Genomic DNA, 22,826 nt, shown 5'->3' with positions numbered 1-22,826 from the left:
TCTCTGGAAAGAGATAGAGTCCTGCACATGTGGGGCCTGTTCTTAAGCAGCGACTCAGAAATTTGAGCGCCAAACAATCTTGTTTTGCACAATTCGCTTGCTATGGCGGGCTGGTAGTCTATCCGGCTTTCAACAAGCAAAAGACATGGCAGGCGCATGACCGAAACCTCTCTCTCGACCCGGGAAAACCCGGATAAAACCGCCGCGCGGGATTGGGTTTCGACGCTTGCCAAATACCGTGAGCCTAATCAGTGGCGCAGCTCCTTTGAGCTGGGTGTCAGCATTATTCCATTTTTTGTGCTTTGGGCGCTGTCCTGGATGGCGCTTTCCGTCAGCTACTGGTTAGCATTTGCAATTGCGGTCCTGAATGCGGCCTTTTTGCTGCGCCTGTTTGCGATCCAACATGATTGCGGGCACGGGGCGTTCTTCAAGAACCGAACGGTCAGTGACTGGGTTGGACGGGTAATAGGGGTGCTGACCCTGACACCCTACGACGTCTGGCGCCGCACGCATTCGACGCATCACAACAGCTCGGGTAATCTGGATAAACGAGGGATGGGCGACATCCACACTTTGACAGTGGCCGAGTACCAGTCAAAGTCACCCATGAGCCGGTTCTGGTATCGCGTATACCGCAACCCCATCACCCTGTTCGTTCTTGGTCCCGGCTATCTGTTTCTGTTCCAGAACCGCCTCCCGCTGGGTTTGACGGGTAGTGTGAGGTTCTGGGTCAGCGCGATGGGGACCAATGTCGCCATTCTGGCCGCACTCCTGACCGTCTACTACTTTGGCGGGCTGATGCCGGTGTTGCTGATCTTTCTGCCCTCAACACTGATTGCCGCAACAGCTGGTGTTTGGCTGTTCTACGTGCAGCACCAATTCGAAGACACGCATTGGGATATTGATGAGGACTGGCAGCTGCATGAGGCAGCCCTGCACGGAAGCTCGCATTACATCCTGCCATCTGTGCTGCAGTGGTTCAGCGCCAATATCGGTATCCACCACGTGCACCACCTGTACAGCCGCATTCCTTTCTATCGCCTGACCGAGGTGCTTCGGGATCACGACGAACTGGCCAACAGCAATCAGATGACCATTCGTGAAAGTCTCGCCAACGCGCGGCTGCATCTGTGGGACGAGCAAAGCCGCCGCCTGTTGTCCTTCGCCGAGGCCCGCGCCCTTTATGGGTGAGCGATAGGTTCTGTGGCCAGCTGAGCCGTCAGAAAGACGTCAAAAAAGCATATGTGACCCTGAGAGAGGGGAGCATCATCGACGTGTCCACCGTTCTCTGACCGAACCCTTTTTTGAAGAGGAAAACCCCCGCGAATGCAGGGATTTTGGGGTGCTGAGTGCTGTCAGAAAACTTGAACTTTCAATCTGTCAGTCTCTATCGTGCGGATCTCATAGGGTCGATACCATCCACCCAATCGCTTCTCGGAATTTCTTCGGCAGCGGAAACGATGAATTTTTTTAGTCGATGCTCTATAGTCTCAACTCTTTGCACTGTGATGCGGACCGTTCCATGCCTGCCAGATGCAAACTGATCCATACTGTTTATTAGGATGTTTTTCGTGCCACCCTGTGGAGACGAACCTAGGCTAAACGCCTCTGTTTCTCCGGTGTCTGGATCATAGAGGCGCCCATTTCCAGTTAAAACGTTGAACGAGGTTACGTTTGTATCAATCGTTTCAAAGGCATCCGTGAGCTTTGCGTCCATGTAAGCTTTTGTTGCCGAATTTAGGATGGCCAAATCTGTTCTTTTGGACTTGAAGGTGATTGTGTCTGCTGACTTTCCAATAACCGTGTGCGCTCGGGTCAACGGGGGCTCTATCCGTGTTACTAATTTTTCTAGATTGTCGCCGTTAAGCCTTCTGAGCATCTTTTTAGCGCCGGTTGGAAACTCCCCACCTTCTCCAATCGCCTTATTGAACGTGTATCTAATCAGCCCGTTGAGGTACGGCGTAATCGTGTTGACTGCATAGGCTCCGGCAGTTGCCACCAAGAAGGGGTTTTCTTGGACGAAGATATTTAACTCATTAATGACACTGCCGCGTCTAGGCGGAGAGATGTAAATTTTGGCAGATCGAGATAGATCACCCCGTCCACGTACATCCCCGGTCACGCCAAAATGTAATGTAAGTGCTAATGCCCAACTTAAACCTTCGAGTGTCTGTGCTGCCAGATAGGCTTCCAGTCTGTGTTGATCTGCATCCTGACCTTCAAATTTGATTTTGTAGTTTAATTGAATTCTCTGAGCGTCGGTCAATACAAGTCTCCTTCTGGGAAGTGATCTTCACCAGATTGCACACAACCACAAGGCGTTTAATGAGACAGATCAAAAAGATAATACTCATCACATGGCGAAAAATGGGGATTTCAATGCATGTGCCTTACGGATACACCACAGCAATTCGAGATTGAGCTGTTGTACTCTTTAAGGTTTGGGATATCTCCCTATAGACACTTACCCTCAACCCTGTTACATGCTCCCAATCTTGCGGCCTCGGATTCGTTCCGGGGCCTCTGATATTTGTAACCGGGGACCTTCGGGGCCCTATACCCTTGGCACCTACGGGGGCCTATCACATAGCGGGGAAACTCCCTGCACTTGCTAAACGGAAGACAGAAAGCATGGCACTCAAGTCGTACAAGCCGACGACGCCGGGCCAGCGCGGGCTGGTGCTGATCGACCGTTCGGAGCTTTGGAAAGGACGTCCGGTCAAGTCTCTCACAGAGGGTTTGACCAAATCGGGCGGCCGGAACAACACCGGACGGATCACTTCACGCCGCCGCGGCGGTGGCGCAAAGCGTCTCTACCGGATCGTTGACTTCAAACGGAACAAATTTGATGTCGCGGCAACCGTCGAGCGGATCGAATATGACCCGAACCGGACCGCATTCATCGCACTGGTAAAATACGAAGACGGCGAGCAGGCATATATCCTGGCTCCGCAGCGTCTGGCTGTTGGTGACAAGGTCATCGCGTCGGCAAAAGCTGACATCAAGCCGGGTAACGCAATGCCGTTCTCGGGCATGCCCATTGGTACCATCGTCCACAACATCGAGATGAAGCCTGGCAAAGGCGGTCAGATCGCACGTGCGGCCGGTACTTACGCTCAGTTCGTTGGTCGCGATGGCGGCTACGCTCAGATCCGTCTGAGCTCGGGCGAGCTGCGCATGGTCCGTCAGGAATGCATGGCCACCGTTGGTGCCGTGTCCAACCCCGACAACTCGAACCAGAACCTCGGTAAAGCCGGTCGTATGCGCCACAAGGGCGTTCGTCCGTCGGTTCGTGGTGTTGCAATGAACCCGATCGATCACCCGCACGGTGGTGGTGAAGGTCGTACCTCGGGTGGCCGTACGCCGGTTACTCCGTGGGGTAAGGACACCAAGGGTAAGCGTACCCGCAACAAGAACAAAGCGTCCCAGAAGCTGATCATCCGCTCGCGGCACGCCAAGAAGAAGGGACGTTAATCTATGTCTCGCTCTGTTTGGAAGGGTCCTTTCGTCGATGCTTACGTGCTTAAGAAAGCCGAAGCAGCGCGCGAGTCGGGCCGCAACGAAGTCATCAAAATCTGGTCGCGTCGTTCCACCATTCTGCCCCAGTTCGTGGGTTTGACCTTTGGTGTGTACAACGGCCAGAAGCACATTCCCGTCAACGTCTCGGAAGACATGATTGGTCAGAAGTTCGGTGAATACTCGCCGACCCGTACCTATTATGGCCACGCCGCAGACAAAAAAGCGAAGCGGAAGTAAGTCATGGGCAAGGAAAAGAACCCCCGCCGCGTGGCTGAAAACGAAGCAATGGCGAAAACGCGCATGCTTCGCACCAGCCCGCAGAAACTGAACCTGGTTGCGCAAATGATCCGCGGCAAGAAAGTTGAGAAGGCTCTGACCGACCTGACTTTCTCGAACAAGCGTGTCGCGCAGGACGTCAAGAAGTGCCTGCAGTCTGCAATCGCCAACGCCGAGAACAACCACAACCTGGACGTCGATGAACTGATCGTCGCCGAAGCATGGGTTGGCAAGAATCTGGTCATGAAGCGTGGTCGTCCGCGTGCGCGTGGTCGGTTCGGTGCAATCATGAAGCCGTTCTCGGAGATCACCATCAAGGTGCGTCAAGTTGAGGAGCAAGCCTAATGGGACATAAAGTCAATCCGATCGGCATGCGCCTTCAGGTCAACCGCACCTGGGACAGCCGCTGGTACGCAGACACTAAAGACTATGGTGACCTGCTGCTGGAAGACCTCAAAATCCGTGAGTTCATCCAGAAAGAGTGCAAGCAGGCCGGTGTTGCCCGTGTGATCATCGAACGTCCGCACAAGAAGTGCCGCGTTACGATCCACACTGCACGTCCCGGTGTTATCATCGGCAAGAAAGGTGCAGACATCGAAGTTCTGCGCAAAAAGCTTGCTCGCATGACCGACAGCGAACTGCACCTGAACATCGTCGAAGTGCGCAAGCCCGAGCTTGACGCGCAGCTGGTTGCCGAGTCCATCGCTCAGCAGCTGGAACGTCGTGTATCGTTCCGTCGCGCCATGAAGCGCTCGGTTCAGAACGCCATGCGTATGGGCGCCCTGGGTATCCGGGTGAACGTCGCTGGTCGTCTGGGCGGCGCCGAAATCGCACGGACCGAGTGGTACCGCGAAGGCCGCGTGCCTCTGCACACCCTGCGCGCCGACATCGATTACGCACATGCCGAAGCGATGACCCCCTACGGGATCATCGGGATCAAGGTCTGGATCTTCAAAGGTGAGATCATGGAGCACGATCCGCAGGCACGTGACCGTAAAGCACAGGAACTCCAGGACGGCCCTGCACCTCGTGGTGCTGGTGGCGGTCGTCGCTAAGGAGGGAAAGATATGCTTCAACCAAAGCGTACTAAATTCCGCAAGATGCACAAAGGCCGGATCAAGGGTCTCGCCAAAGGCGGCTCTGATCTGAACTTTGGCACCTACGGCCTGAAAGCTCTTGAGCCTGAGCGTGTAACTGCACGCCAGATCGAAGCTGCACGTCGTGCCATGACGCGTCACATGAAGCGTCAGGGTCGTGTCTGGATCCGCATCTTCCCCGACACTCCGGTCACTGCAAAGCCGATCGAAGTTCGTATGGGTAAAGGTAAAGGTTCGGTCGACCGCTGGGCATGCAAAGTCAAGCCTGGCCGCGTGATGTTCGAGATCGACGGCGTCAATGACGATATCGCCCGCGAGGCCCTGCGCCTGGCTGCGATGAAGCTGCCGATCAAGACTCGCGTCGTGGTTCGCGAAGACTGGTAAGCAATCCGGGGGGCAACCCCGTTCGCTAAAAGACTAGCCCCCGTCGGGAAACCGGCGGGGGTTTTCCATTTGAAATCTACTCAGTCGATAACTACCTAATGCGCCGTCAATAAACGATTATTTTACGGTCGAGATTGCAAAGCACATGTCACCAGGAACAGTTTTGGCGGTAATAGTAGTTTTCGGGGTGGTACCATTAGCAGCAATCGGCTTGAGTTACTTTGTTCGAAGCAAGGTTGTGAAACTATTTTTGCGTTATGGCGGTCTCTATTTTGGAATAGCGTTGAACTTGCATTTTCTTTTTGAAGCTGACTGCGCGACCGACAAGCTTCTGTACCACCGTTGCAGTACTATTCCGCAGACCATTGCTGAGATTTTTAGCATTATGAACGTCCTTAACATGGTGGTTTATGTCTTTTGGGTGCCACCCATCCTTGTGCTGCTCCTCCTGTGGGAGTTGAAGGTCCGAATGTTCAAGTGACTGAATGATGGTGGCAATGAGGTTTTGCGGCCAAAGAAGCGACGGGAATTTGTCTCTCGTAGTCAGCGGTCGATTTGGATAAGAACGCACCCATGCCACAGATTGAATCACTCTTCGTCACCCGTCTTTATCGCGCAGCCCTCTCTGAGTTCGATCCCAAAATCGACGCGGAGGAACTGGAAAGCTCATGCCTTGTCATCGCTGAAGATGATGAGGCAGGCCAGGGATGGTGTGAAGAGAACGGCTATCCCGGCTATACAAGCTACGCCTCACTGACCGATCTGCCCTGGCGGTTTCCAATCTTCGCCGATCTGGTCTCGGCGCTGGATCAGCATGTAGCGACCTTTGCCAAAGATCTGGAGTTCGATCTGGGCGAAGGTGAGTTAAAGCTCGAGGACCTGTGGATCAACATTTTGCCCGAGGGTGGGATGCATTCCAGCCATCTACACCCGCACAGCGTGATTTCGGGGACGACCTATGTTGCAATGCCCGAAGGTGCCAGCGCACTGAAGCTGGAAGATCCACGCTCGGGACGCATGATGGCCGCACCGACGCGCCTCAAGGATGGGCGACGAGACCTCCAGCCGTTCATCTATATGAAGCCCAAGGTTGGCGATGTTCTGCTTTGGGAAAGCTGGCTTCGCCACGAAGTGCCTATGAACATGGCGGAAGAGGAGCGGATAAGTGTGAGTTTCAACTATCGTTGGGATTAAGCAGTTTGCAGCCGCCAAAAGCAGGCGGCCGCCTTGTTCGTGTTGATTGACGGCCCGGGTCAGATTCAGTGATAAATTAGGCTCCGAACTTTTGGCAGAAAGCCCTAATGCGCCTTTCCCGCTGAACGGAACCATTCCCGCACCGCAGGCAAGCGGCCTCGTGAGACCGGAATGTCGTCGCCGGATCGTGTTTTAACGACGTTTCCACGAAGTTCCTCCGCATCTTGGGCGGAAACCCAGAACGAACGGTGTGTTTGTACGCCATGGTCTTCGCTGACCTGCATGACGAAGTCCTTCATGCGGGCGCGGTATTGTGATGTCTTCCCGTTCGTTCTGACGATAAGATAGTGCTCGGCGCTCTGCACAGTCAGTATACTGTCCAGCGGCAATGAACGGCCGTTGAGAATGACAAACTCCGGCTCACCCTCCGGCACGGTTTCCGCCAAGTCTTCGTCGTTGCGCTGTAGTGGAAGTAGCCAAAGCAGCCCCACCGTTTCTATTATGTGTCCGATCAACAGGTTGCGTAGATAATCTGTCCAGACAAGTGGTTCACCCCGCTTGGGTACGAGGTCCCCAAATACCAATGGGAAACACGTTGCGAAAACGGACAGGCCAACAATAAGGGGGCCGGTTGCAACAATAAGTGGTAGTGGTATCTGCAGACTTCGCCGCCACAGCCTGTTCACAGCTGAGGCCCAATGCGGAATGATAATCAGATAGAGTAATACGGAGACGCCCCAGTAGAACAGCCGCGACGAGTATTCCGGAAGGGACGGAAACAGCGTCGGATTCGCAAGGGCGATAATGATCAGGCTAACAACAAGAAAAGCTTTAACTCTTCTGCCCCGAACAAGGTCACGTAATTCACGTTGCGTGAAACGCACCACCTGTCCGTTCGTTAACAATATCTGATATTCACGACTATCGGCTTCTTGCATGGGTCACTACGCGGTACTGATTTAATTGTTATTGAGTTCCCTACTGATGCAAGCTGGCAATTTCGACCATAGCTAATGCGAAGGGGGGTGCGGGAACGGACTCGCAGATAGTGACAAGTGAACTGAACCAAAACCCTCCGTCGAATTACCGACGGGGGGAATTTTTCGCCAAGATTGGCAAAGATGAAAATCTAAGAACTTTCCCTTGCCACCCACCCCCTAAACCCTTATACGGCGGCATCCTGCGTTCCCCCGGCTGAGTCGGGGGATTCGTATGTCTATCATTCATCCACCAGGTCAAAGGTGACCCGTGTACGGGGCCTTCTGGTGTTTTGAGCAAAGGAAAAAGGCGATGAACGCCCAAGAACTGCGTGACAAGACCCCGGACCAGCTCCGCGAGGAACTGGCCAACCTGAAGAAAGAAAGCTTTAACCTGCGCTTTCAACAGGCAACCGGTCAGCTGGAAAACACAGCCGGCATTAAAGCGGCCCGCCGCAATGCTGCCCGTGTCAAAACCATTCTGAACGAAAAGGCCGCTGCTGCGGCATCCGAGGAGTAATCAGATGCCCAAGCGTATCCTGCAAGGCACCGTGACCAGCGACGCCAACGAACAGACCGTAACCGTATCCGTCGAGCGCCGCTTTACGCATCCGGTTCTGAAGAAAACCATCCGTAAGTCCAAAAAATACCGGGCTCACGATGAAAAGAACGCCTTCAAGGTCGGCGACACCGTACGCATCATCGAATGCGCGCCGAAATCGAAGACGAAACGTTGGGAAGTTCTGGAAGCGTAAGCCTCCGGGATTTTCCCATTTGTCGAAACCCTGGGGGATCTAACGAGACCAGCCCCCACAGGTCGGGAGAAACCACATGATCCAGATGCAGACCAATCTGGATGTCGCTGACAACTCCGGCGCACGCCGAGTTCAGTGCATCAAGGTCCTGGGTGGTTCCAAGCGTAAATACGCCTCCGTTGGCGACATCATTGTCGTCTCGGTGAAGGAAGCCATCCCGCGCGGCCGCGTGAAGAAAGGTGACGTCCGCAAGGCCGTCGTCGTACGCACCGCCAAAGAAGTCCGCCGCGCGGACGGTACCGCGATACGCTTTGATCGCAACGCCGCCGTCATCCTGAACAACAACAACGAGCCGGTGGGTACCCGTATCTTTGGCCCGGTTGTTCGCGAACTGCGCAGCAAGAACTTCATGAAAATCATCTCGCTTGCTCCGGAGGTGCTGTAATCATGGCTGCTAAACTCCGCAAAGGCGACAAGGTCGTCGTGCTGGCCGGTAAGGACAAGGGCAAAGAGGGAACTATCTCCTCGGTTGACCCGAAAGCCGGTAAAGCTGTTGTAGACGGCATCAACATCGCCATCCGCCACACCCGCCAGACCCAGAACTCGCAAGGTGGTCGCCTGCCTCAGGCAAACCCGATCGAGCTGTCGAACCTGGCTCTGCTGGACAAGAACGGCAAAGCAACCCGCGTTGGCTTCCGCATGGAAGGTGACAAAAAGGTCCGCTTCGCCAAGACCACGGGAGACGTGATCGATGCTTGATTCCGCAAACTACACCCCGCGTCTGAAAGCTCAGTACGTTGAAACCATCCGTGCCGCTCTGAAAGAAGAGTTCGGCTACAAGAACGACATGCAGCTGCCCAAGCTGGAAAAAATCGTTCTGAACATCGGTTGTGGTGCTGAGGCCGTCAAAGACTCGAAGAAAGCGAAAGCTGCTGTCGAGGATCTGACTGCGATTGCTGGTCAAAAGGCAGTTTCAACCAAGGCGAAGAAGTCGATCGCGGGTTTCCGCGTCCGTGAAGACATGCCGCTGGGTGCGAAAGTTACCCTGCGCGGTGACCGGATGTACGAATTCCTGGATCGTCTGATCACCATCGCGATGCCGCGTATTCGTGACTTCCGCGGTGTGAAGCCTTCTTTTGATGGTCGTGGCAACTTTGCCATGGGCATGAAAGAGCACATCGTGTTCCCGGAAATCGACTTCGACAAGGTCGACGAGGTCTGGGGTCTGGATATCGTAATCACCACCACAGCGAAAACCGACGCTGAAGGTAAGGCACTGTTGAAAGCGTTCAACATGCCCTTCAACGCCTAAGCGCCGGGAGGATTGAGACATGGCTAAAAAAGCAATGATCGAACGCGAGAAGAAGCGCGAACGCCTGGTGGCCAAATATGCCGCAAAGCGTGCCGAGCTGAAAGAAATCGCGAATGACGAGAGCCGCCCGATGGAAGAGCGCTTCAAAGCGCGTCTGAAACTGGCGAAACTGCCGCGCAACAGCTCGGCTACCCGTCTGCACAACCGTTGTCAGCTGACCGGTCGTCCCCACGCTTACTACCGTAAGCTGAAGGTCAGCCGTATCGCGCTGCGCGAGCTGGGTTCTGCTGGTCAGATCCCCGGCATGGTGAAATCGAGCTGGTAAGGGAGACATAGATATGAATGATCCTATCGGCGATATGCTCACCCGTATCCGCAACGCGCAAATGCGCGGCAAGTCCACCGTTTCCACCCCGGCTTCCAAGCTGCGCGGTTGGGTTCTGGACGTGCTGGCGGACGAAGGTTACATCCGTGGCTACGAAAACACGACCGGTGAAAACGGTCATCCGGCCATCGAAATCAGCCTGAAGTACTACGAAGGCACCCCTGTTATTCGCGAACTGAAGCGGGTCTCGAAGCCTGGTCGTCGCGTATACATGGGCGTCAATGACATCCCGCAGGTCCGTCAGGGTCTGGGTGTGTCGATTGTCAGCACTCCGAAAGGTGTGATGTCGGACGCAAACGCTCGCTCCAACAATGTTGGCGGCGAAGTGCTCTGCACCGTCTTCTAAGGAGGTCTGCAATGTCTCGTATTGGTAAAAAACCGGTCGAGCTGCCCAGCGGCGTTACCGCCTCTGTGTCTGGCCAGACCATCGAAGTCAAAGGTCCGAAAGGCACCCGCAGCTTCACCGCCACCGACGACGTGACGCTGTCGGTTGAAGACAATGTGGTCAAGATCGACCCCCGTGGCATGTCCAAGCGTGCCCGCCAGCAGTGGGGCATGAGCCGCACCATGGTTGCCAACCTGGTAACCGGTGTAACTCAGGGCTTCAAAAAAGAGCTGGAGATCCAGGGTGTTGGTTACCGGGCTCAGATGCAGGGCAACACCCTGAAGCTGAACCTGGGCTACAGCCACGATGTTGATTTCACTGCTCCGGAAGGTGTCACCATCACCGCACCGAAGCAGACCGAAATCGTTGTGGAAGGTATCGACCAGCAGCTGGTGGGCGAAACCGCGGCCAAAATCCGCGAGTGGCGCCGTCCCGAGCCTTACAAAGGCAAGGGCATCCGCTACAAGGGCGAGTTCATCTTCCGCAAGGAAGGCAAGAAGAAGTAAGGACGCAGACAATGGCAAACAGCAAAAGAACCCTGTTTCTGAAGCGCCGCCTGCGCGTTCGGAACAAACTTCGCAAGGTCAACGCGGGTCGTCCGCGTCTGTCCGTACACCGTTCGAACAAGAACATCTCTGTTCAGCTGATCGACGACGTACGTGGCGTGACCCTGGCATCTGCCTCGACCCTGGAAAAAGACCTGGGTGTTGTTGGCAAGAACAACGTCGAAGCGGCCACAAAAGTGGGCGCGGCCATCGCCGAGCGTGCCAAGAAGGCAGGCGTCGAAGAGGCCTATTTCGATCGTGGTGGCTTCCTGTTCCACGGCAAGGTGAAGGCAGTTGCCGACGCCGCGCGTGAAGGTGGTCTGAAGATCTAAGACCTGCGGGCGGGTTTCGATCCGCCCCGATGATCCGGGAGCCCTGACGCCAGTCGGGGCTCACTTGGATTGAACTAAACGGCGCCGTAAGCGCCACATGAGAAAAGGGATGCCAAATGGCAGAACGTGAAAACCGTCGGGGCCGTGGCCGCGACCGTGAAGAAGCACCGGAATTTGCAGATCGTCTGGTCGCAATCAACCGCGTGTCGAAAACCGTAAAAGGTGGTAAGCGCTTTGGCTTCGCCGCTCTGGTGGTTGTCGGCGATCAGAAAGGCCGCGTGGGCTTTGGTAAAGGTAAAGCGAAAGAAGTACCTGAGGCCATCCGCAAGGCGACTGAGCAAGCCAAGCGTCAGATGATCCGCGTGCAACTGCGCGAAGGTCGTACTCTGCACCACGACATCGAGGGCCGTCACGGCGCTGGTAAAGTGGTTATGCGCACCGCACCTGAAGGTACTGGTATCATCGCCGGTGGTCCGATGCGTGCTGTGTTCGAAATGCTGGGCGTCAAGGACGTTGTGTCCAAGTCGCTGGGCTCGCAGAACCCGTACAACATGATCCGCGCCACCATCAACGGCCTGCAAAAAGAGCAGAGCCCGCGTTCGGTTGCCGCACGTCGTGGCAAAAAGGTTGCCGACATCCTGCCCAAGCGGGACGAAGCACCGGCTGCTGCTGAAGCAGAAGCGTAAGGAGAGCGAACCATGGCAAAAACCATCGTCGTCAAGCAGATCGGTTCTCCGATCCGTCGCCCCGCTGAACAGCGCGCAACCCTGATCGGTCTGGGCCTGAACAAGATGCACAAAACCCGTGAGCTGGAAGATACCCCTTCGGTTCGCGGCATGGTCAACAAGATCCCGCATCTGGTTGAGATCATCGAAGAGCGCGGCTAAGCCCGATACCTTCGAAGTACATGGAAACGCCCTCGATCATTCGGGGGCGTTTTTTTGTGTCAGCGGATCTTGGTTAAGCAGAGGCCGCAGATTGGAGAGAAACCGGCTTAATGTGTTGTGATTGTCGGCCAAAGCAACAGAAAAACCGACACGCCGACAAACAATTTCGCAAAAAGGCTGGCCAATCCTGCGTGGCAGTGAAAAGACACCACCGTCAGAAAAAATTCGATTCGGCTTTGCTGGTTTGCCTCGCAAACGCGAAGTCAGATGAGGCCACCCAATTGGCAGATCGCCGGGCAGCCATACGAAGACAGAGGATACCCATGGGCCTGACCTGCTATGACGTAATGGTGCCGACTGAAGTTCAGCGAACCATCCATCCGGATGAGAGCATTGCCACCGCCTTTAATATCATCAGGGACAGCCGTGCGCGGTTTTTGCCGGTGGTAGAAGATGACGGCACATATGTCGGTGTATTCACTGCGCCGACACTTCTAAAGCTGATCCTGCCCAAAGCAGCAACAATCGGTCTGAACGACGATGCGTCGCGGGTGCCAATCGAGTCTCTCAGCTTCATGAATCTCACACGGGATGACTTCGATCAGCAGCTGGAGCGGTTGAAGACAGAAAAGGTGCGCGACAACATGTCGAGACCGACCAACATCCCAGTGGCCGCACCGGATACACCGGTGATGGAAGGCATTTTTCTGATCTACAAATTCAAGCGGCACGTGATCCTTGTCGAGCCTGAAACAAAGCGTTTTGTGGGCACGGTGAGTGCAAACTCACTTCTGGATCGCGCACTGAGCTAACCACCAACGAACCGGACAAAAATCTTGGCTGAGCATTCTACGTCACACGGAGAGGCTGCGTTCTCCGTTCCACAACTATTGGGCATTGATCCCCTTTGGGTCGCGACCGGTATCCTGATCCTGGTCTACGCCGTACTGATAACCGAAAAAGTGAACCGAGCCATTCTGGCAATGCTTGGCGCATCGCTGATGGTACTGTTCGGGATCATCAATCAGGAACAGGCGGTGGCCGGGGTCGACTCCAATACACTGGCCCTTTTGATTGGTATGATGGTCATTGTGGGTATCACCAGCAAATGCGGACTGTTTCAGTTCGTGGCGATCAAGGCCGCAAAGTCGGTCAAGGCCAATCCTACCGGTATTCTGATCATGTTGACGCTGATCACGGCCGTGTTTTCAGCATTGCTGGATAACGTGACAACCGTCTTGCTTATTGCCCCGATTACCTTGCTGATCACCGAAGCTTTGGAAACGCGCGTCTTCCCGTTTTTTATTGCTGAAATTCTGGCTTCGAATGTCGGGGGCACAGCAACCCTGATCGGTGACCCGCCGAATATTATCATCGGCTCCGCCGCAGGCCTCAGCTTCAATGAGTTTGTTGTGAATCTGGCACCGATTTCGGCGATCTGTCTGGTGGTCCTCACGGGAATTATCTACCTGATGAACCGCAAGGAGCTTGCCAGCATTCCGAAATCCGCCAGTGAGCGGATTATGGGGTTCAATGAATCCGAAGCGATCACGGATGTAGGTCTAATGATCAAGTCGCTGTCTGTTCTGGCGTTGGTGTTGCTCGGTTTCACGTTGGGGCATGGGTATGGCATTCAGCCTGGTACCTCCGCATTGGCCGGTGCAGGCTTGTTGATGCTACTGGCCTATGGGCACCAGCACGGCGAAGAGCAGTCGGAATCTGTGCACCATATCTTTGGCGAAGTCGAATGGGTCACGATCTTCTTCTTCGGTGGTCTCTTTGTCATCGTTGCCGGCGTTGAGCATGTAGGTCTGCTGGCGTTCTTCGGTGAGAAAGTACTGGAGTTGACACAGGGCGATATGATGTGGACCGCGTTCTTCATCTTCTGGGCCTCAGGTATCCTGTCGGCGATCCTCGACAACATTCCCTTCGTGGCGACCATGATTCCGCTGATCGAGTCCACAGCCGACACGTTTGGTGGAGAAGACGCGATTGAACCGTTGTGGTGGTCATTGGCACTTGGGGCTTGTCTGGGTGGCAACGGTACCTTGCTGGGCGCGAGTGCGAACCTGACGGTTGCAGCATTTGCCGAGAAAGCAAAGCAGCCCATCGGCTTTATCGCGTTTGCCAAAATCGCATTCCCGATCATGATCCTGACCCTGATGATCGCGAACGTATACATCTGGTTGCGCTACTTCTGACGCATTGCGTTAGATGCGAATTTGCCTTCCATTGTCAGGGGCATGTGAACCCCAGGGTTTCATGCCCCTGACGGGCTTTGTTTATCCCTACGAACTCTGAGGGTGAACGATGCAGCAGAGTAGTTCCTGACAACATGCAGGCCTGACATCTGGCAAATCGCCTCGTGCCGAAGCGATTATCCCAGGTAGCTGCGCAAGCTGGGAGGTGGGTTGTCGAGCAGCGCTGTCGTTTCAACCGGCGAATGGGCCTGACCTTCGGCAACGAGTATTGTCTGATCGGTAATGCGGCGCGCGTCCTGCGGATCGTGACTGATCATCAACAGAGTTGTGCCAGTCCCCTCAATCAAATCAGCAACCAAATCCAGCATTTCGGCTTTCAAAGCAGGACCAAGTGCAGCGAACGGTTCATCCAGCAAAAGCACCTGGCGCCTTTGAACAAGCACTCGGGCCAAAGCCACCCGACTTTGCTGCCCGCCAGATAGCTCTGCAGGTTTGCGAGTGCCCATTCCCGTCAGATTTACGCGTGTCAGGGCGGTTTGAACCTCGTCCTGTTCATTTGGACTCAGTCGTCCATTTGGACGCACCCCCAAAGCGATATTCTGCTCAGCGGTCAAATGAGGGAACAGGTTGCCGTCCTGAAATAGCATTGCCAGCGGACGCTTGCCCGGTGGCAGATCTGTTATCTCGGTACCCTGCCAGAATATTTGACCCTGAGTTAGGGAACGAAAACCGGCAATGAATTCCAACAATGTCGATTTACCTGCACCTGATGGGCCAATGATTGCAACGCTCGCCCCGGGTTCGATGCCAAGATCGGCGTGCAGGGTGAAATTGCCATTTTCAATGACGCAATCACTAAGCTTCAGCATGCCAGCGTCCTCCGCGATCCAATATCCAGAACGCCGACATGGACAACAGCAGCAAAAGCAGCGCCCCTCCGGCGGCGGCTTGCATTTGATAAGCTCCCATCAGGCGGTAAATCTGTAAAGGCAGCGTTGCTATCTGGGCGTCTGCGAACAGTGCGATCACCCCGAGATCTCCCATCGAAAGGGCTGCGGCCAGCCCGGCTGCAAAACCGATCTGCGCGCGCATTCGAGGAAGCAGAATGCGGACAAAGAAGGTCATGTTGGTCATATCGAGGGAAAGCGCCAGTCGGCCGTGTCGCGACACCACATCGCGCGCGGCCGGGACAAGAATGCGCAATGCGAAGGGCAGAGCCATAACTGCGTTGACCAGTGCCGTCACCGGAAGCGCAAGCGCTGTCGGGTTGGCCACAGGCCTGACCAAAATGAATAATCCGGTACCGATCACCAGCGGTGATGCGGCCAGCCCGAGGATGCCACTGAGCTCAACAATTCCATATCGCCCTGTCGCGACAGCAGTGGCCATGGGCAGCGCCAGCAGCAGCAAGATTGCAGTACTCGCGGCCGCCACCATGACCGAGGTCAATGCGGCGCGGAACACCAAAGCTGGCGTTTCGAAGAGACCAGCAAAACCTGAAATCACAACAGATGCCAAAGGAAGCAGCAGGAACGCGGCCGCTGCGATGATCCATAAGGCATCGGCAATGGGCGCGCCGCCGTCCCACCGGCGGATGGGGCGATCCAGCCCGGTGCCGAAGCCGTCCCTGTGAGAAAACCTTAGGGCGGCCAAAGCTGCAGCGGCAGTCAGGGCCAGTTGTAGCGCCGACAACAGTGCAGCACGGCCGAGGTCAAAGTCATAGGTAAAGGCTTGATAGATCGCGAGTTCGATTGTGGTCGCACGGGGCCCGCCACCCAGAGTCAGCGCAACAGCAAAACTGGTTAGGCAAATGGCGAAGATTACCGCAAGCACGCCCGGTAAAATCCGTTTCAGCATCGGCAACTCGATCAACCGGAACATGGCCACTCCGTTGCAGCCTAACTGAGCAGCGAGGCGAAATCGCTCGGCCGGAATTTCTTGCCATCCCTGCAGGATGAGGCGCGTGGCAAGGGGCAAATTGAAGAATACATGGGCCAATACCACGCCATGCAGGCCGTAGATACGAATGGGTGCGAAGCCAAAATAACCCAATATATCAGAGATCCAGCCGGCCCGACCAAAGACCTGCAGCAATCCGATTATCGCAACAATAACGGGAAGAATGAACGGCGCGCCAAGCAGCGCAATCAGCGCGCGACGCCCGGGAAACCGTCGCCGGGCGAGTGCTCGTGCAACCGGAACCGCCAATCCAATACTGAACAGCGCGGAAAGTATCGCTTGAGTAAGTGTAAAACGCAGGGCAGCCCAGTCGGCCGGACCAAATCCACCGCCTGCTTCGGCACGCAGGGTGACTGCGGCCAGTGTGCCCAGTATCAGCGCGGCGACCAGGGCAGCCGCGCCGATACCCGGCAATGGGCTTACTGGCTGAGCGCGCTCAACCATTCTGCAAGTGCCTGATCCCGCACGTCGGCGGCTTCATCGGGTGAAAAGAGCAGAGCCTTTTCCGGAATGGTCAGGGTTTCAAACCCTTCGGGCAACCCAGCTGCCGGGGTCACTGCCGGGTACATCCAGTTGGTTGTAGGAATGATCTGCTGGAACGCATCCGAAACCATGAATTCCAGGAATTGATCCGCCAGTTCCGGCTGATCAGTCCCGGCGAGTTTCCCTGCCACTTCAACCTGCATGTAATTGCCTTCGTCAAAGACAGCTGCCGATTTCGAAGCGTCTTCTTCAGCGATCAGGTGATAGGCCGGAGAGGTGGTATAGCTGAGGACCATATCCGATTCACCTTCGAGGAACAGGCCATAGGCCTCGGACCACCCTTTGGTGACTGTTACGATATTGTCTGCAAGACCAGCCCAGATTTCGGGTGCCTCATCGCCATAGGCCGCCTTCACCCACAACAACAGACCAAGGCCGGGTGTGGAAGAACGTGGATCCTGAATGATGATCTTTGTCTCGCTGTTCGCCAATTCACGGAAATTCGCTGGGGCCGAGTAATCGGCGTTGTGAACAAATGCGAAATAGCCCCAGTCGTAGGGCGCAAAAACGTCGTCGGTCCATTCAATCGGCAGCGCGTAGTCAGCTGTAACGGAACTGGGTGCAAACAGACCGGTTTCCTTGGCTGCATTGATCAGACTGGTATCCAGTCCCAGCACCACGTCAGCTTCCGAGTTTTCGCCCTCAAGCCGGATACGTGACAGCAGGGCGGCGCCATCTTCAACGCCAACAAGATTCAGATCGCAATTGCAGACCGCTTCAAAAGCTTCTTCGACCTGCGGACCCGGACCCCAGTCCGAGACAAAGCTGTCATAGGTGTATACGGTCAGCTGAGGTTTGTCGGCGGCAATAGCCGAAGTTGCACTCAGTAATCCCGCAGCAATCAGCAGATGTTTCATATCATCCTCCATTGCGGCGAGAGGGTAAGGATGGATGAAACCGTCACCTTTCCCTCCGCCGGTTCTAGCCGGTTCAGGTTCAACGGGTTCGCCTGATAGGCATCTCAGCGCGGCAGGCCACGCACCCCGAGGTGAAGCTGTGATTAGGAGGATGGAGACCCGATTACAACTATAATCGCGTCACCCAGGGTGCACGAACCGAAAGGTAGCGCTCACAAATTGCTCATATCTGACATTAATTGCAGACCGTTGCCGCAACTTCGGCAACGATCCTTGGGTCTACAATTCCTCAGGACCCGCCCGTCAAATCTTGGGCAAGCATGAAGGCGTTGCCGTCGGGGTCATAGAATGTCGCCGTCTTGACCATGCCTTCGACTACATCTGTTGGGCCGTCAAACTGAACATCAGCCTGTTCTAGCTTTTGCCTTGCGCTGTCTAGGTCGGCGATGCCGAATACAGGGACGCAGTTTCCGGGCGCGGGTTTGGTGTGCTCACCAAGCCCAAGGGTTACGCCCTTGGTCAGGGTTTCTAGCTCTGACCAACCTGCCTCATCTGCATGATAAAGCGTTTTGAAGCCAAGCATGCTCTCGTACCAATCGGCGCTGGCGTGACGATCCTTAACCGACAGCGCAATTGTTATGGTTTCTTCCAGGGAAATGAGCGGCATCATCTTTCCTTTTAAGGTAAAATATAGTAACTATACTTTATGTACATTGATGCACTTGTCAACATCACTTCGCGGGCGTGGGCCCTGCCCATTCTTTCCAATCTTCACGAAGGTGTCCCTGGGCGGCAGGCGCCATTGTTGGCTGCAACCGGCGCGGGCCGTACGTCATTCTCTCAGAGTGTAGATCATCTCATCCAAATTGGATTGCTTGAGCGAAACCCGGGCTACGGCCATCCGTTGCGACCGGAATTTCGACTGACACAGCGTGGTGCAGTGGCAGCCCGGTTCGCCAATCAGATCCTGTCTGCGACCAGCGAAGATAATCAGGATCTGCTTCGGCGCTCATGGACGTTGCCCGTTCTGGCAACCCTTCATGAACTGAGCCACTTTAACGAGATCAGGCGAAACCTGCTGACGATCACTGATCGCGCCCTCTCACAGTCCTTGCGAATGATGGAGGAGCGGGATTGGGTGCAACGCGACATCGATGATGGCGCACGACCACCCCGCGCGACTTACCATCCGATAAATACCGGTGAAACAATCACAGCAATCACAGGTCCGGTGATTGTATTCAAAACCGGTTCGCAGTTGCGGCAGTTATAGGTCGGAGACAACGTCTGAGGTACCGAACCAAATCGGCACATCACCTTCTGACCAAGGTGCGTATTTGTGCATGATTTGCCCGAAAGTGTCGCTAGTCAGAAATTGGTCCAGCCATCTGATCAGGTTGGGCCAGGGCTGAGCGTCAAACCACACACGGTCAATATTTGCGAACTGGCGCACGAATGGCAGCATTGCCAGATCTGCAATCGTTGGTCGATCTCTGAACAGCCACGCCTGCCCATCCAGTTTTTGGTCAAGGTCGGTCAGATAGGTGGCCGCTTTTTGCCGCTCAACCTCTACGTCCAGATCGGGATATCGCGTGGCGTATTTGGTGTGATCCAGCGCATCCTTGAACGGGCCGTCATTTGTTGAGATCAGCTCCCAACCTTCCTCTGTCATATCGAGCAACTGTTGGGGGTCGTTCTGTTCTAGTGCCCAGATCATGATGTCCAGACTCTCATCCAGAACCTGATCATTGGTTCGAAGAGCGGGCACTGTCCCAGACGCTGAAGTATCAAGAAAAGCCTGTGGTTTGTCCCGCAGCAGGATCTCACGCAGCTCGACCTTTACACCCGCGCTGACCAGCGCGAGGCGCGCCCTCATCGCATAAGGACACCGGCGAAACGTCCAGAAAACAGGGTGCTGAGCCATATTGCGATCTATCCGGCTTTCTGTGTCATAGTCAAATATGCGGGCGCAGCGCTCGATTGCCTCGCCCGCATCATCAGCTCAGCCGCGCCCGCGATAGGGTGGCACACCCTGATCGGGAATCCAGACGCCTTCGGGCATCGCACCGGTTTGCCAGAACACATCAATCGGTATGCCCCCGCGCGGATACCAATATCCGCCGATACGCAGCCAGCGGGGTTCAAGGAACTCCGCCAGACGCCGCGCGATCGAGATTGTGCAATCCTCGTGAAATGCACCGTGGTTCCGGAAAGAACCAAGGAACAGTTTCAGTGACTTGCTTTCGACCAGCCAATCACCCGGCACATAGTCGATCACCAGATGTGCAAAGTCGGGTTGTCCTGTCATCGGGCAGAGCGAGGTAAATTCGGGTGCCGTAAAGCGAACGTTGTAGTCCACGTCCGCCTGCGGGTTCTGGACACGCTCCAGCTCGGCCTCTTCGGGGCTGGCAGGCATTTGTGTTGCGCCGCCCAACTGGGTGAGATTGCTGTAGATGCTGTCACTCATGTGTTTCTCCTTTGCTCAGACGCCGCGCTTGTTGCCCCAGACAAGTACATGCAGCTGGGGAAGAATACGGGGTCTGAACCATCGTGCGTTAAGGGTTGTGTCGATCAGCCATTCCAATCGTCCTGTCGTTTCACCCAGGTCGATGGGTTCCGTGGGATCGCTGTTCGGATTTCCGGGCTGAAGATAGAGCGGCAGATCCGGATAACGATCTGCAACTTCGCGCGCCCAATCAAAATCAGCACCATCGAAGATCACAATCTTCAGGACGGTATGGGTTGGGCGTGCAGCCAAGCAGGCGTCAAACTGACCCCAATCCATCATTTCCCCGCTGCTTGGCGGTTTGGGGCTCAGGATCAGCATGTTGAGATCTGAGAACCACGGCTTGGCGATCGAGCCCTGGGTTTCGCAGGCAAATCCGTATCCATGTTCCTTGCCCAGTGCAATGAGCGGGGCGAAATCCTGAATGGCCGGATTGCCGCCTGACAGCGAAACGGTCAATGGTTGCCCGCCGGACAGGCGTTGGACCTCGGCCCAGACCGTCTCGGCCTTCATCGGGGTCCAGTCATGACGATAGTCGCTATCGACTGCATGGGGGCTGTCGCACCACGAACAACGAAAATCACATCCGCCGGACCTGACAAAGACCGTCGGTTCGCCGATCAGTGCGCCTTCGCCCTGTACAGTGGGGCCGAAGATCTCGGATATCCTCAAGCTCATGGCCGATACTCCGCCCAGGTCTTAGGTGTTTCAGATACCTTGACGGCCGCCGTTTCTGGCCAGCGGGCTGAACACCATTCATAGAAGTGACGCGCCAGGTTCTCGGCGGTTGAGATTTCGTTCATCACATCGTTCAGATGTCGGTGATCAAAGCTGTCGTCGATATAGGTCTTGAGGGGCTTCAGTTCCTGATAGTCCCGAACAAAACCGTCCTGATTCAATTCGGCTGCGGCCAGTTCGACCACCACGATATAGTTATGCCCATGCAGCCGTGCGCATTGATGTGTTTCGGGCAGGTGGCCCAGCTGATGTGAGGCAGAGAAGTGAAACTCTTTGGTGATCCGGAACATCAGTCTTGCTTTCCTGCAACCGCCGCGCGCCAGAAATCGGGGTCTTCATAAAGGGTCGGGTCAGCTACACCGGCAAGATCGAATGCTTCGCGCCGCTCCACACAGGTGCCGCAACGACCACAGTGGCTTTCTCCGCCCTTGTAGCAGGACCACGTCTGATCAAATGGTGTGTTAACCCGTGCACCTTCGGCAACGATGTCAGCCTTGGAACGATGCACGAAGGGGACGTACAATGAGACATCTGCGTAGCCATCAAGAGCCGTGCGTTGCATCGCATCGAACGCATCCGTGAATGCAGGACGGCAATCGGGATAGATGAAGTGATCCCCGCCATGCACCGCAGCTGCAACGGCGTCGTCACCCGCAGCAGCGGCGACACCATATGCGATGGTCAGCATGATCGCATTGCGGTTCGGCACCACCGTAACTTTCATCGTATCTTCGGCGTAATGGCCATCAGGTACGTCCAGGTCATCCGTCAGCGCAGAACCAGTCAGCGAGGCCCCGACGGATCGCAGATCAATCACGTGATGAGGTACGTTCAGACGCTCGGAACAGGCGGCGGCAAAGGCCAGTTCTTTGTTGTGCCGCTGGCCATAGTCAAATGACACAAGACGCGACAATTGTCCGTCATTCGCCAGAACGTGAGCAAGCGAAACGGAATCGAGTCCGCCGGAGCAGACCAATGTAGTCTTCATGATTTTCAGTCCTTGTTTTGATACCCGGGTAGGCTGCGACCGGTGGCCGGGACGCATAGGAGCAAACCGCGCAGAATGCAATGCACTTTGCGTTGAGCCGTGGGGGCAGTTTGGGCTGCAATCCGCGATAAACCGGATATCAACGTCAGGACGTGTATGATCGCGGTCCCGAATTCAGGAGATCGCGATCATACTAGGTCTGTCAGGTGATCTGATACATGGCCTGAGGCAGTACGAAGGGAACCTGAGTCGGGGGTGTTTTATTCATCTGCAAATTGATGCCGTAGACATCCCGCATAATGTCGTCGTTCAAAACCTCTGACGGTGCACCCGATCCCCAAACGCGGCCTTGCGAAAGGACGTAGATTGTATCCGCAAACAAAGCTGTCAGATTGAGGTCATGCATCACCACCACCACACCGCCACCTCGCGATGCAAAATCTCGGGCGATATCGAGGACCGTGAACTGATGGGCGATGTCCAAGCTGGCGACGGGTTCATCCAGCAGCAGCCACTTGGTCTCGGAACTGTCCGGAGTTTCCCAAACCTGCGTGAGAACGCGGGCCAGTTGCACACGCTGCTGCTCGCCCCCCGACAGCTCCTGATAGGACCGGTTTTCAAACCCGGCTAGATCGACATGCTTCAGCGCTTGAATCGGCAAGTGTTCATCCGCACCCGCCAATCCGCGCGCAAGCCCAAGCCGAACGATCTCGAGCACAGTGAAGGGAAAGGCAACGGATGAGGCTTGAGGAAGGACACCCCGCATCGGAGATAGTTCCCAAGGTTGCAGCGATGAGATGTCAGACCCGTTGAGGGTTATCGTTCCCGCGCCCGTAATTTCGCCCGACAGCGTCTTGAGGAGAGTGGACTTACCTGATCCGTTGGGACCAATAATTGCCGTAACCTTTCCCGGTTCTGCCTTGAAGTCGATGCCATGCAGAATTTCCTTTCTGCCCAGCGTCACGCGGATGTTTGTCGCTTCCATT

Annotated in this window: 34 protein-coding genes, 1 pseudogene and 1 riboswitch; of the genes and pseudogenes, 23 read left to right on the top strand and 12 right to left on the bottom strand. The window is 55.4% G+C overall.

All coding sequences use genetic code 11. The annotated features are described in order from the left end of the window. Nucleotides 1-156: 156 nt before the first annotated feature. Both ACR0IO_RS14705 and ACR0IO_RS14700 read left to right on the top strand, forming a co-directional pair. A complete protein-coding gene (locus ACR0IO_RS14705) occupies nucleotides 157-1,191 on the top strand; it encodes a fatty acid desaturase (protein WP_480742355.1) in 1,035 nt (344 codons plus the stop codon). 5 nt (nucleotides 1,192-1,196) lie between these two features. Next, nucleotides 1,197-1,292: pseudogene (locus ACR0IO_RS14700) on the top strand (50S ribosomal protein L23); the annotation flags it as partial. Between the two features lie 95 nt (nucleotides 1,293-1,387). Here the strand turns inward: ACR0IO_RS14700 and ACR0IO_RS14695 are convergent. Further along, complete coding sequence (locus ACR0IO_RS14695) at nucleotides 1,388-2,266, bottom strand: DUF7946 domain-containing protein (RefSeq protein WP_480742354.1); 879 nt, start codon at nucleotides 2,264-2,266, stop codon at nucleotides 1,388-1,390. Nucleotides 2,267-2,631: 365 nt separating this feature from the next. Here ACR0IO_RS14695 and rplB point away from each other — a divergent pair, with 365 nt between their 5' ends. The 7 genes from rplB to ACR0IO_RS14660 all read left to right on the top strand — a co-directional run bounded on the left by rplB (nucleotide 2,632) and on the right by ACR0IO_RS14660 (nucleotide 6,470). Further along, entirely contained in the window at nucleotides 2,632-3,474 is an 843-nt protein-coding gene (gene rplB, locus ACR0IO_RS14690) for a 50S ribosomal protein L2 (RefSeq protein WP_170356688.1), read from the top strand. 3 nt (nucleotides 3,475-3,477) lie between these two features. Next, nucleotides 3,478-3,756, top strand: coding sequence for a 30S ribosomal protein S19 (gene rpsS, locus ACR0IO_RS14685; protein WP_005980699.1), 279 nt, complete (start codon nucleotides 3,478-3,480; stop codon nucleotides 3,754-3,756). A gap of 3 nt (nucleotides 3,757-3,759) precedes the next feature. After that, nucleotides 3,760-4,140: a 50S ribosomal protein L22 gene (rplV, locus tag ACR0IO_RS14680; protein ID WP_155148675.1), complete on the top strand. Its 381-nt coding sequence runs from the start codon at nucleotides 3,760-3,762 to the stop codon at nucleotides 4,138-4,140. Then, on the top strand, nucleotides 4,140-4,850 hold the full coding sequence (gene rpsC, locus ACR0IO_RS14675) for a 30S ribosomal protein S3 (protein WP_039523351.1): 711 nt from the start codon (nucleotides 4,140-4,142) through the stop codon (nucleotides 4,848-4,850). Before rplV ends, rpsC begins: the two co-directional genes overlap by 1 nt. 12 nt (nucleotides 4,851-4,862) lie before the next feature. Beyond that, nucleotides 4,863-5,276, top strand: a complete 414-nt coding sequence (rplP, locus tag ACR0IO_RS14670) for a 50S ribosomal protein L16 (RefSeq protein WP_058283513.1) — start codon at nucleotides 4,863-4,865, stop codon at nucleotides 5,274-5,276. Nucleotides 5,277-5,421: 145 nt separating this feature from the next. Then, nucleotides 5,422-5,757, top strand: a complete 336-nt coding sequence (locus ACR0IO_RS14665) for a hypothetical protein (protein WP_480742353.1) — start codon at nucleotides 5,422-5,424, stop codon at nucleotides 5,755-5,757. A gap of 92 nt (nucleotides 5,758-5,849) precedes the next feature. After that, nucleotides 5,850-6,470: a 2OG-Fe(II) oxygenase family protein gene (locus tag ACR0IO_RS14660; RefSeq protein WP_480742352.1), complete on the top strand. Its 621-nt coding sequence runs from the start codon at nucleotides 5,850-5,852 to the stop codon at nucleotides 6,468-6,470. Nucleotides 6,471-6,574: 104 nt separating this feature from the next. Here ACR0IO_RS14660 and ACR0IO_RS14655 read toward each other — a convergent pair whose 3' ends face one another. Then, complete coding sequence (locus ACR0IO_RS14655) at nucleotides 6,575-7,408, bottom strand: LytTR family DNA-binding domain-containing protein (protein WP_480742351.1); 834 nt, start codon at nucleotides 7,406-7,408, stop codon at nucleotides 6,575-6,577. 352 nt (nucleotides 7,409-7,760) lie between these two features. Here ACR0IO_RS14655 and rpmC point away from each other — a divergent pair, with 352 nt between their 5' ends. The 13 genes from rpmC (at nucleotide 7,761) to ACR0IO_RS14590 (ending at nucleotide 14,249) form a co-directional block, all read left to right on the top strand. Next, entirely contained in the window at nucleotides 7,761-7,967 is a 207-nt protein-coding gene (gene rpmC / locus ACR0IO_RS14650; RefSeq protein ID WP_010437082.1) for a 50S ribosomal protein L29, read from the top strand. Between the two features lie 4 nt (nucleotides 7,968-7,971). Next, the gene (gene rpsQ / locus ACR0IO_RS14645) at nucleotides 7,972-8,202 is read left to right on the top strand and encodes a 30S ribosomal protein S17 (RefSeq protein WP_068340771.1); all 231 of its coding nucleotides are present in this window, start codon (nucleotides 7,972-7,974) and stop codon (nucleotides 8,200-8,202) included. Between the two features lie 76 nt (nucleotides 8,203-8,278). Then, nucleotides 8,279-8,647, top strand: coding sequence for a 50S ribosomal protein L14 (gene rplN, locus ACR0IO_RS14640; RefSeq protein ID WP_155148681.1), 369 nt, complete (start codon nucleotides 8,279-8,281; stop codon nucleotides 8,645-8,647). Between the two features lie 2 nt (nucleotides 8,648-8,649). Next, nucleotides 8,650-8,961, top strand: coding sequence for a 50S ribosomal protein L24 (gene rplX, locus ACR0IO_RS14635; RefSeq protein WP_155148683.1), 312 nt, complete (start codon nucleotides 8,650-8,652; stop codon nucleotides 8,959-8,961). Then, nucleotides 8,954-9,514 (top strand): 50S ribosomal protein L5, encoded by a 561-nt coding sequence (gene rplE / locus ACR0IO_RS14630; RefSeq protein ID WP_155148685.1) that lies wholly within the window; start codon nucleotides 8,954-8,956, stop codon nucleotides 9,512-9,514. Before rplX ends, rplE begins: the two co-directional genes overlap by 8 nt. Nucleotides 9,515-9,533: 19 nt before the next feature. Continuing rightward, the gene (rpsN, locus tag ACR0IO_RS14625) at nucleotides 9,534-9,839 is read left to right on the top strand and encodes a 30S ribosomal protein S14 (protein WP_068340744.1); all 306 of its coding nucleotides are present in this window, start codon (nucleotides 9,534-9,536) and stop codon (nucleotides 9,837-9,839) included. A gap of 13 nt (nucleotides 9,840-9,852) precedes the next feature. Continuing rightward, entirely contained in the window at nucleotides 9,853-10,245 is a 393-nt protein-coding gene (gene rpsH, locus ACR0IO_RS14620) for a 30S ribosomal protein S8 (RefSeq protein ID WP_155148687.1), read from the top strand. Between the two features lie 11 nt (nucleotides 10,246-10,256). After that, nucleotides 10,257-10,790: a 50S ribosomal protein L6 gene (gene rplF / locus ACR0IO_RS14615; protein ID WP_155148689.1), complete on the top strand. Its 534-nt coding sequence runs from the start codon at nucleotides 10,257-10,259 to the stop codon at nucleotides 10,788-10,790. Between the two features lie 11 nt (nucleotides 10,791-10,801). After that, nucleotides 10,802-11,161, top strand: a complete 360-nt coding sequence (gene rplR, locus ACR0IO_RS14610; protein ID WP_010437103.1) for a 50S ribosomal protein L18 — start codon at nucleotides 10,802-10,804, stop codon at nucleotides 11,159-11,161. A gap of 116 nt (nucleotides 11,162-11,277) precedes the next feature. Continuing rightward, complete coding sequence (gene rpsE / locus ACR0IO_RS14605; protein WP_155148691.1) at nucleotides 11,278-11,847, top strand: 30S ribosomal protein S5; 570 nt, start codon at nucleotides 11,278-11,280, stop codon at nucleotides 11,845-11,847. Nucleotides 11,848-11,859: 12 nt separating this feature from the next. Then, nucleotides 11,860-12,048: a 50S ribosomal protein L30 gene (rpmD, locus tag ACR0IO_RS14600; protein WP_008757946.1), complete on the top strand. Its 189-nt coding sequence runs from the start codon at nucleotides 11,860-11,862 to the stop codon at nucleotides 12,046-12,048. A 323-nt stretch (nucleotides 12,049-12,371) separates the two neighbouring features. After that, nucleotides 12,372-12,860, top strand: coding sequence for a CBS domain-containing protein (locus tag ACR0IO_RS14595; protein ID WP_170334366.1), 489 nt, complete (start codon nucleotides 12,372-12,374; stop codon nucleotides 12,858-12,860). Between the two features lie 24 nt (nucleotides 12,861-12,884). After that, entirely contained in the window at nucleotides 12,885-14,249 is a 1,365-nt protein-coding gene (locus tag ACR0IO_RS14590; protein ID WP_155148694.1) for an ArsB/NhaD family transporter, read from the top strand. 176 nt (nucleotides 14,250-14,425) lie between these two features. On the opposite strand, the gene ACR0IO_RS14585 is transcribed toward ACR0IO_RS14590, so the two are convergent. The 4 genes from ACR0IO_RS14585 to ACR0IO_RS14570 form a co-directional block, all read right to left on the bottom strand. Beyond that, entirely contained in the window at nucleotides 14,426-15,118 is a 693-nt protein-coding gene (locus ACR0IO_RS14585) for a thiamine ABC transporter ATP-binding protein (RefSeq protein WP_480742350.1), read from the bottom strand. Then, the gene (locus ACR0IO_RS14580; RefSeq protein ID WP_155148697.1) at nucleotides 15,105-16,652 is read right to left on the bottom strand and encodes a thiamine/thiamine pyrophosphate ABC transporter permease ThiP; all 1,548 of its coding nucleotides are present in this window, start codon (nucleotides 16,650-16,652) and stop codon (nucleotides 15,105-15,107) included. The genes ACR0IO_RS14585 and ACR0IO_RS14580 overlap by 14 nt, the downstream gene beginning before the upstream one ends. Beyond that, nucleotides 16,628-17,608 carry a thiamine ABC transporter substrate binding subunit gene (thiB, locus tag ACR0IO_RS14575; protein WP_155148699.1) on the bottom strand — a complete coding sequence of 327 codons (981 nt, stop codon included), beginning with the start codon at nucleotides 17,606-17,608 and terminating at the stop codon, nucleotides 16,628-16,630. Before thiB ends, ACR0IO_RS14580 begins: the two co-directional genes overlap by 25 nt. A 32-nt stretch (nucleotides 17,609-17,640) precedes the next feature. Continuing rightward, nucleotides 17,641-17,747, bottom strand: a riboswitch (TPP riboswitch). 150 nt (nucleotides 17,748-17,897) lie between these two features. Further along, on the bottom strand, nucleotides 17,898-18,275 hold the full coding sequence (locus ACR0IO_RS14570; RefSeq protein ID WP_155148701.1) for a VOC family protein: 378 nt from the start codon (nucleotides 18,273-18,275) through the stop codon (nucleotides 17,898-17,900). 39 nt (nucleotides 18,276-18,314) lie between these two features. Here ACR0IO_RS14570 and ACR0IO_RS14565 point away from each other — a divergent pair, with 39 nt between their 5' ends. Continuing rightward, nucleotides 18,315-18,881 carry a winged helix-turn-helix transcriptional regulator gene (locus tag ACR0IO_RS14565; protein WP_155148704.1) on the top strand — a complete coding sequence of 189 codons (567 nt, stop codon included), beginning with the start codon at nucleotides 18,315-18,317 and terminating at the stop codon, nucleotides 18,879-18,881. Here the strand turns inward: ACR0IO_RS14565 and ACR0IO_RS14560 are convergent. The 6 genes from ACR0IO_RS14560 to ACR0IO_RS14535 all read right to left on the bottom strand — a co-directional run bounded on the left by ACR0IO_RS14560 (nucleotide 18,876) and on the right by ACR0IO_RS14535 (nucleotide 22,825). Continuing rightward, nucleotides 18,876-19,532 (bottom strand): glutathione S-transferase, encoded by a 657-nt coding sequence (locus ACR0IO_RS14560; RefSeq protein WP_480742349.1) that lies wholly within the window; start codon nucleotides 19,530-19,532, stop codon nucleotides 18,876-18,878. The genes ACR0IO_RS14565 and ACR0IO_RS14560 overlap by 6 nt on opposite strands. Nucleotides 19,533-19,610: 78 nt before the next feature. Continuing rightward, nucleotides 19,611-20,075 carry a preQ(1) synthase gene (gene queF, locus ACR0IO_RS14555; RefSeq protein ID WP_480742348.1) on the bottom strand — a complete coding sequence of 155 codons (465 nt, stop codon included), beginning with the start codon at nucleotides 20,073-20,075 and terminating at the stop codon, nucleotides 19,611-19,613. A gap of 15 nt (nucleotides 20,076-20,090) precedes the next feature. Further along, the gene (gene queE / locus ACR0IO_RS14550) at nucleotides 20,091-20,792 is read right to left on the bottom strand and encodes a 7-carboxy-7-deazaguanine synthase QueE (protein WP_480742347.1); all 702 of its coding nucleotides are present in this window, start codon (nucleotides 20,790-20,792) and stop codon (nucleotides 20,091-20,093) included. Then, complete coding sequence (gene queD, locus ACR0IO_RS14545; protein WP_480742346.1) at nucleotides 20,789-21,142, bottom strand: 6-carboxytetrahydropterin synthase QueD; 354 nt, start codon at nucleotides 21,140-21,142, stop codon at nucleotides 20,789-20,791. The genes queE and queD overlap by 4 nt, the downstream gene beginning before the upstream one ends. Further along, nucleotides 21,142-21,840 carry a 7-cyano-7-deazaguanine synthase QueC gene (gene queC, locus ACR0IO_RS14540; protein ID WP_480742345.1) on the bottom strand — a complete coding sequence of 233 codons (699 nt, stop codon included), beginning with the start codon at nucleotides 21,838-21,840 and terminating at the stop codon, nucleotides 21,142-21,144. The genes queD and queC overlap by 1 nt, the downstream gene beginning before the upstream one ends. A gap of 202 nt (nucleotides 21,841-22,042) precedes the next feature. Next, nucleotides 22,043-22,825 carry a heme ABC transporter ATP-binding protein gene (locus tag ACR0IO_RS14535; RefSeq protein WP_480742344.1) on the bottom strand — a complete coding sequence of 261 codons (783 nt, stop codon included), beginning with the start codon at nucleotides 22,823-22,825 and terminating at the stop codon, nucleotides 22,043-22,045. Nucleotide 22,826 lies beyond the last annotated feature (1 nt).

The sequence above is a fragment of the Ruegeria sp. CE12 genome (assembly GCF_056537525.1).
This window is presented reverse-complemented; position numbering and strand designations above follow the sequence as displayed.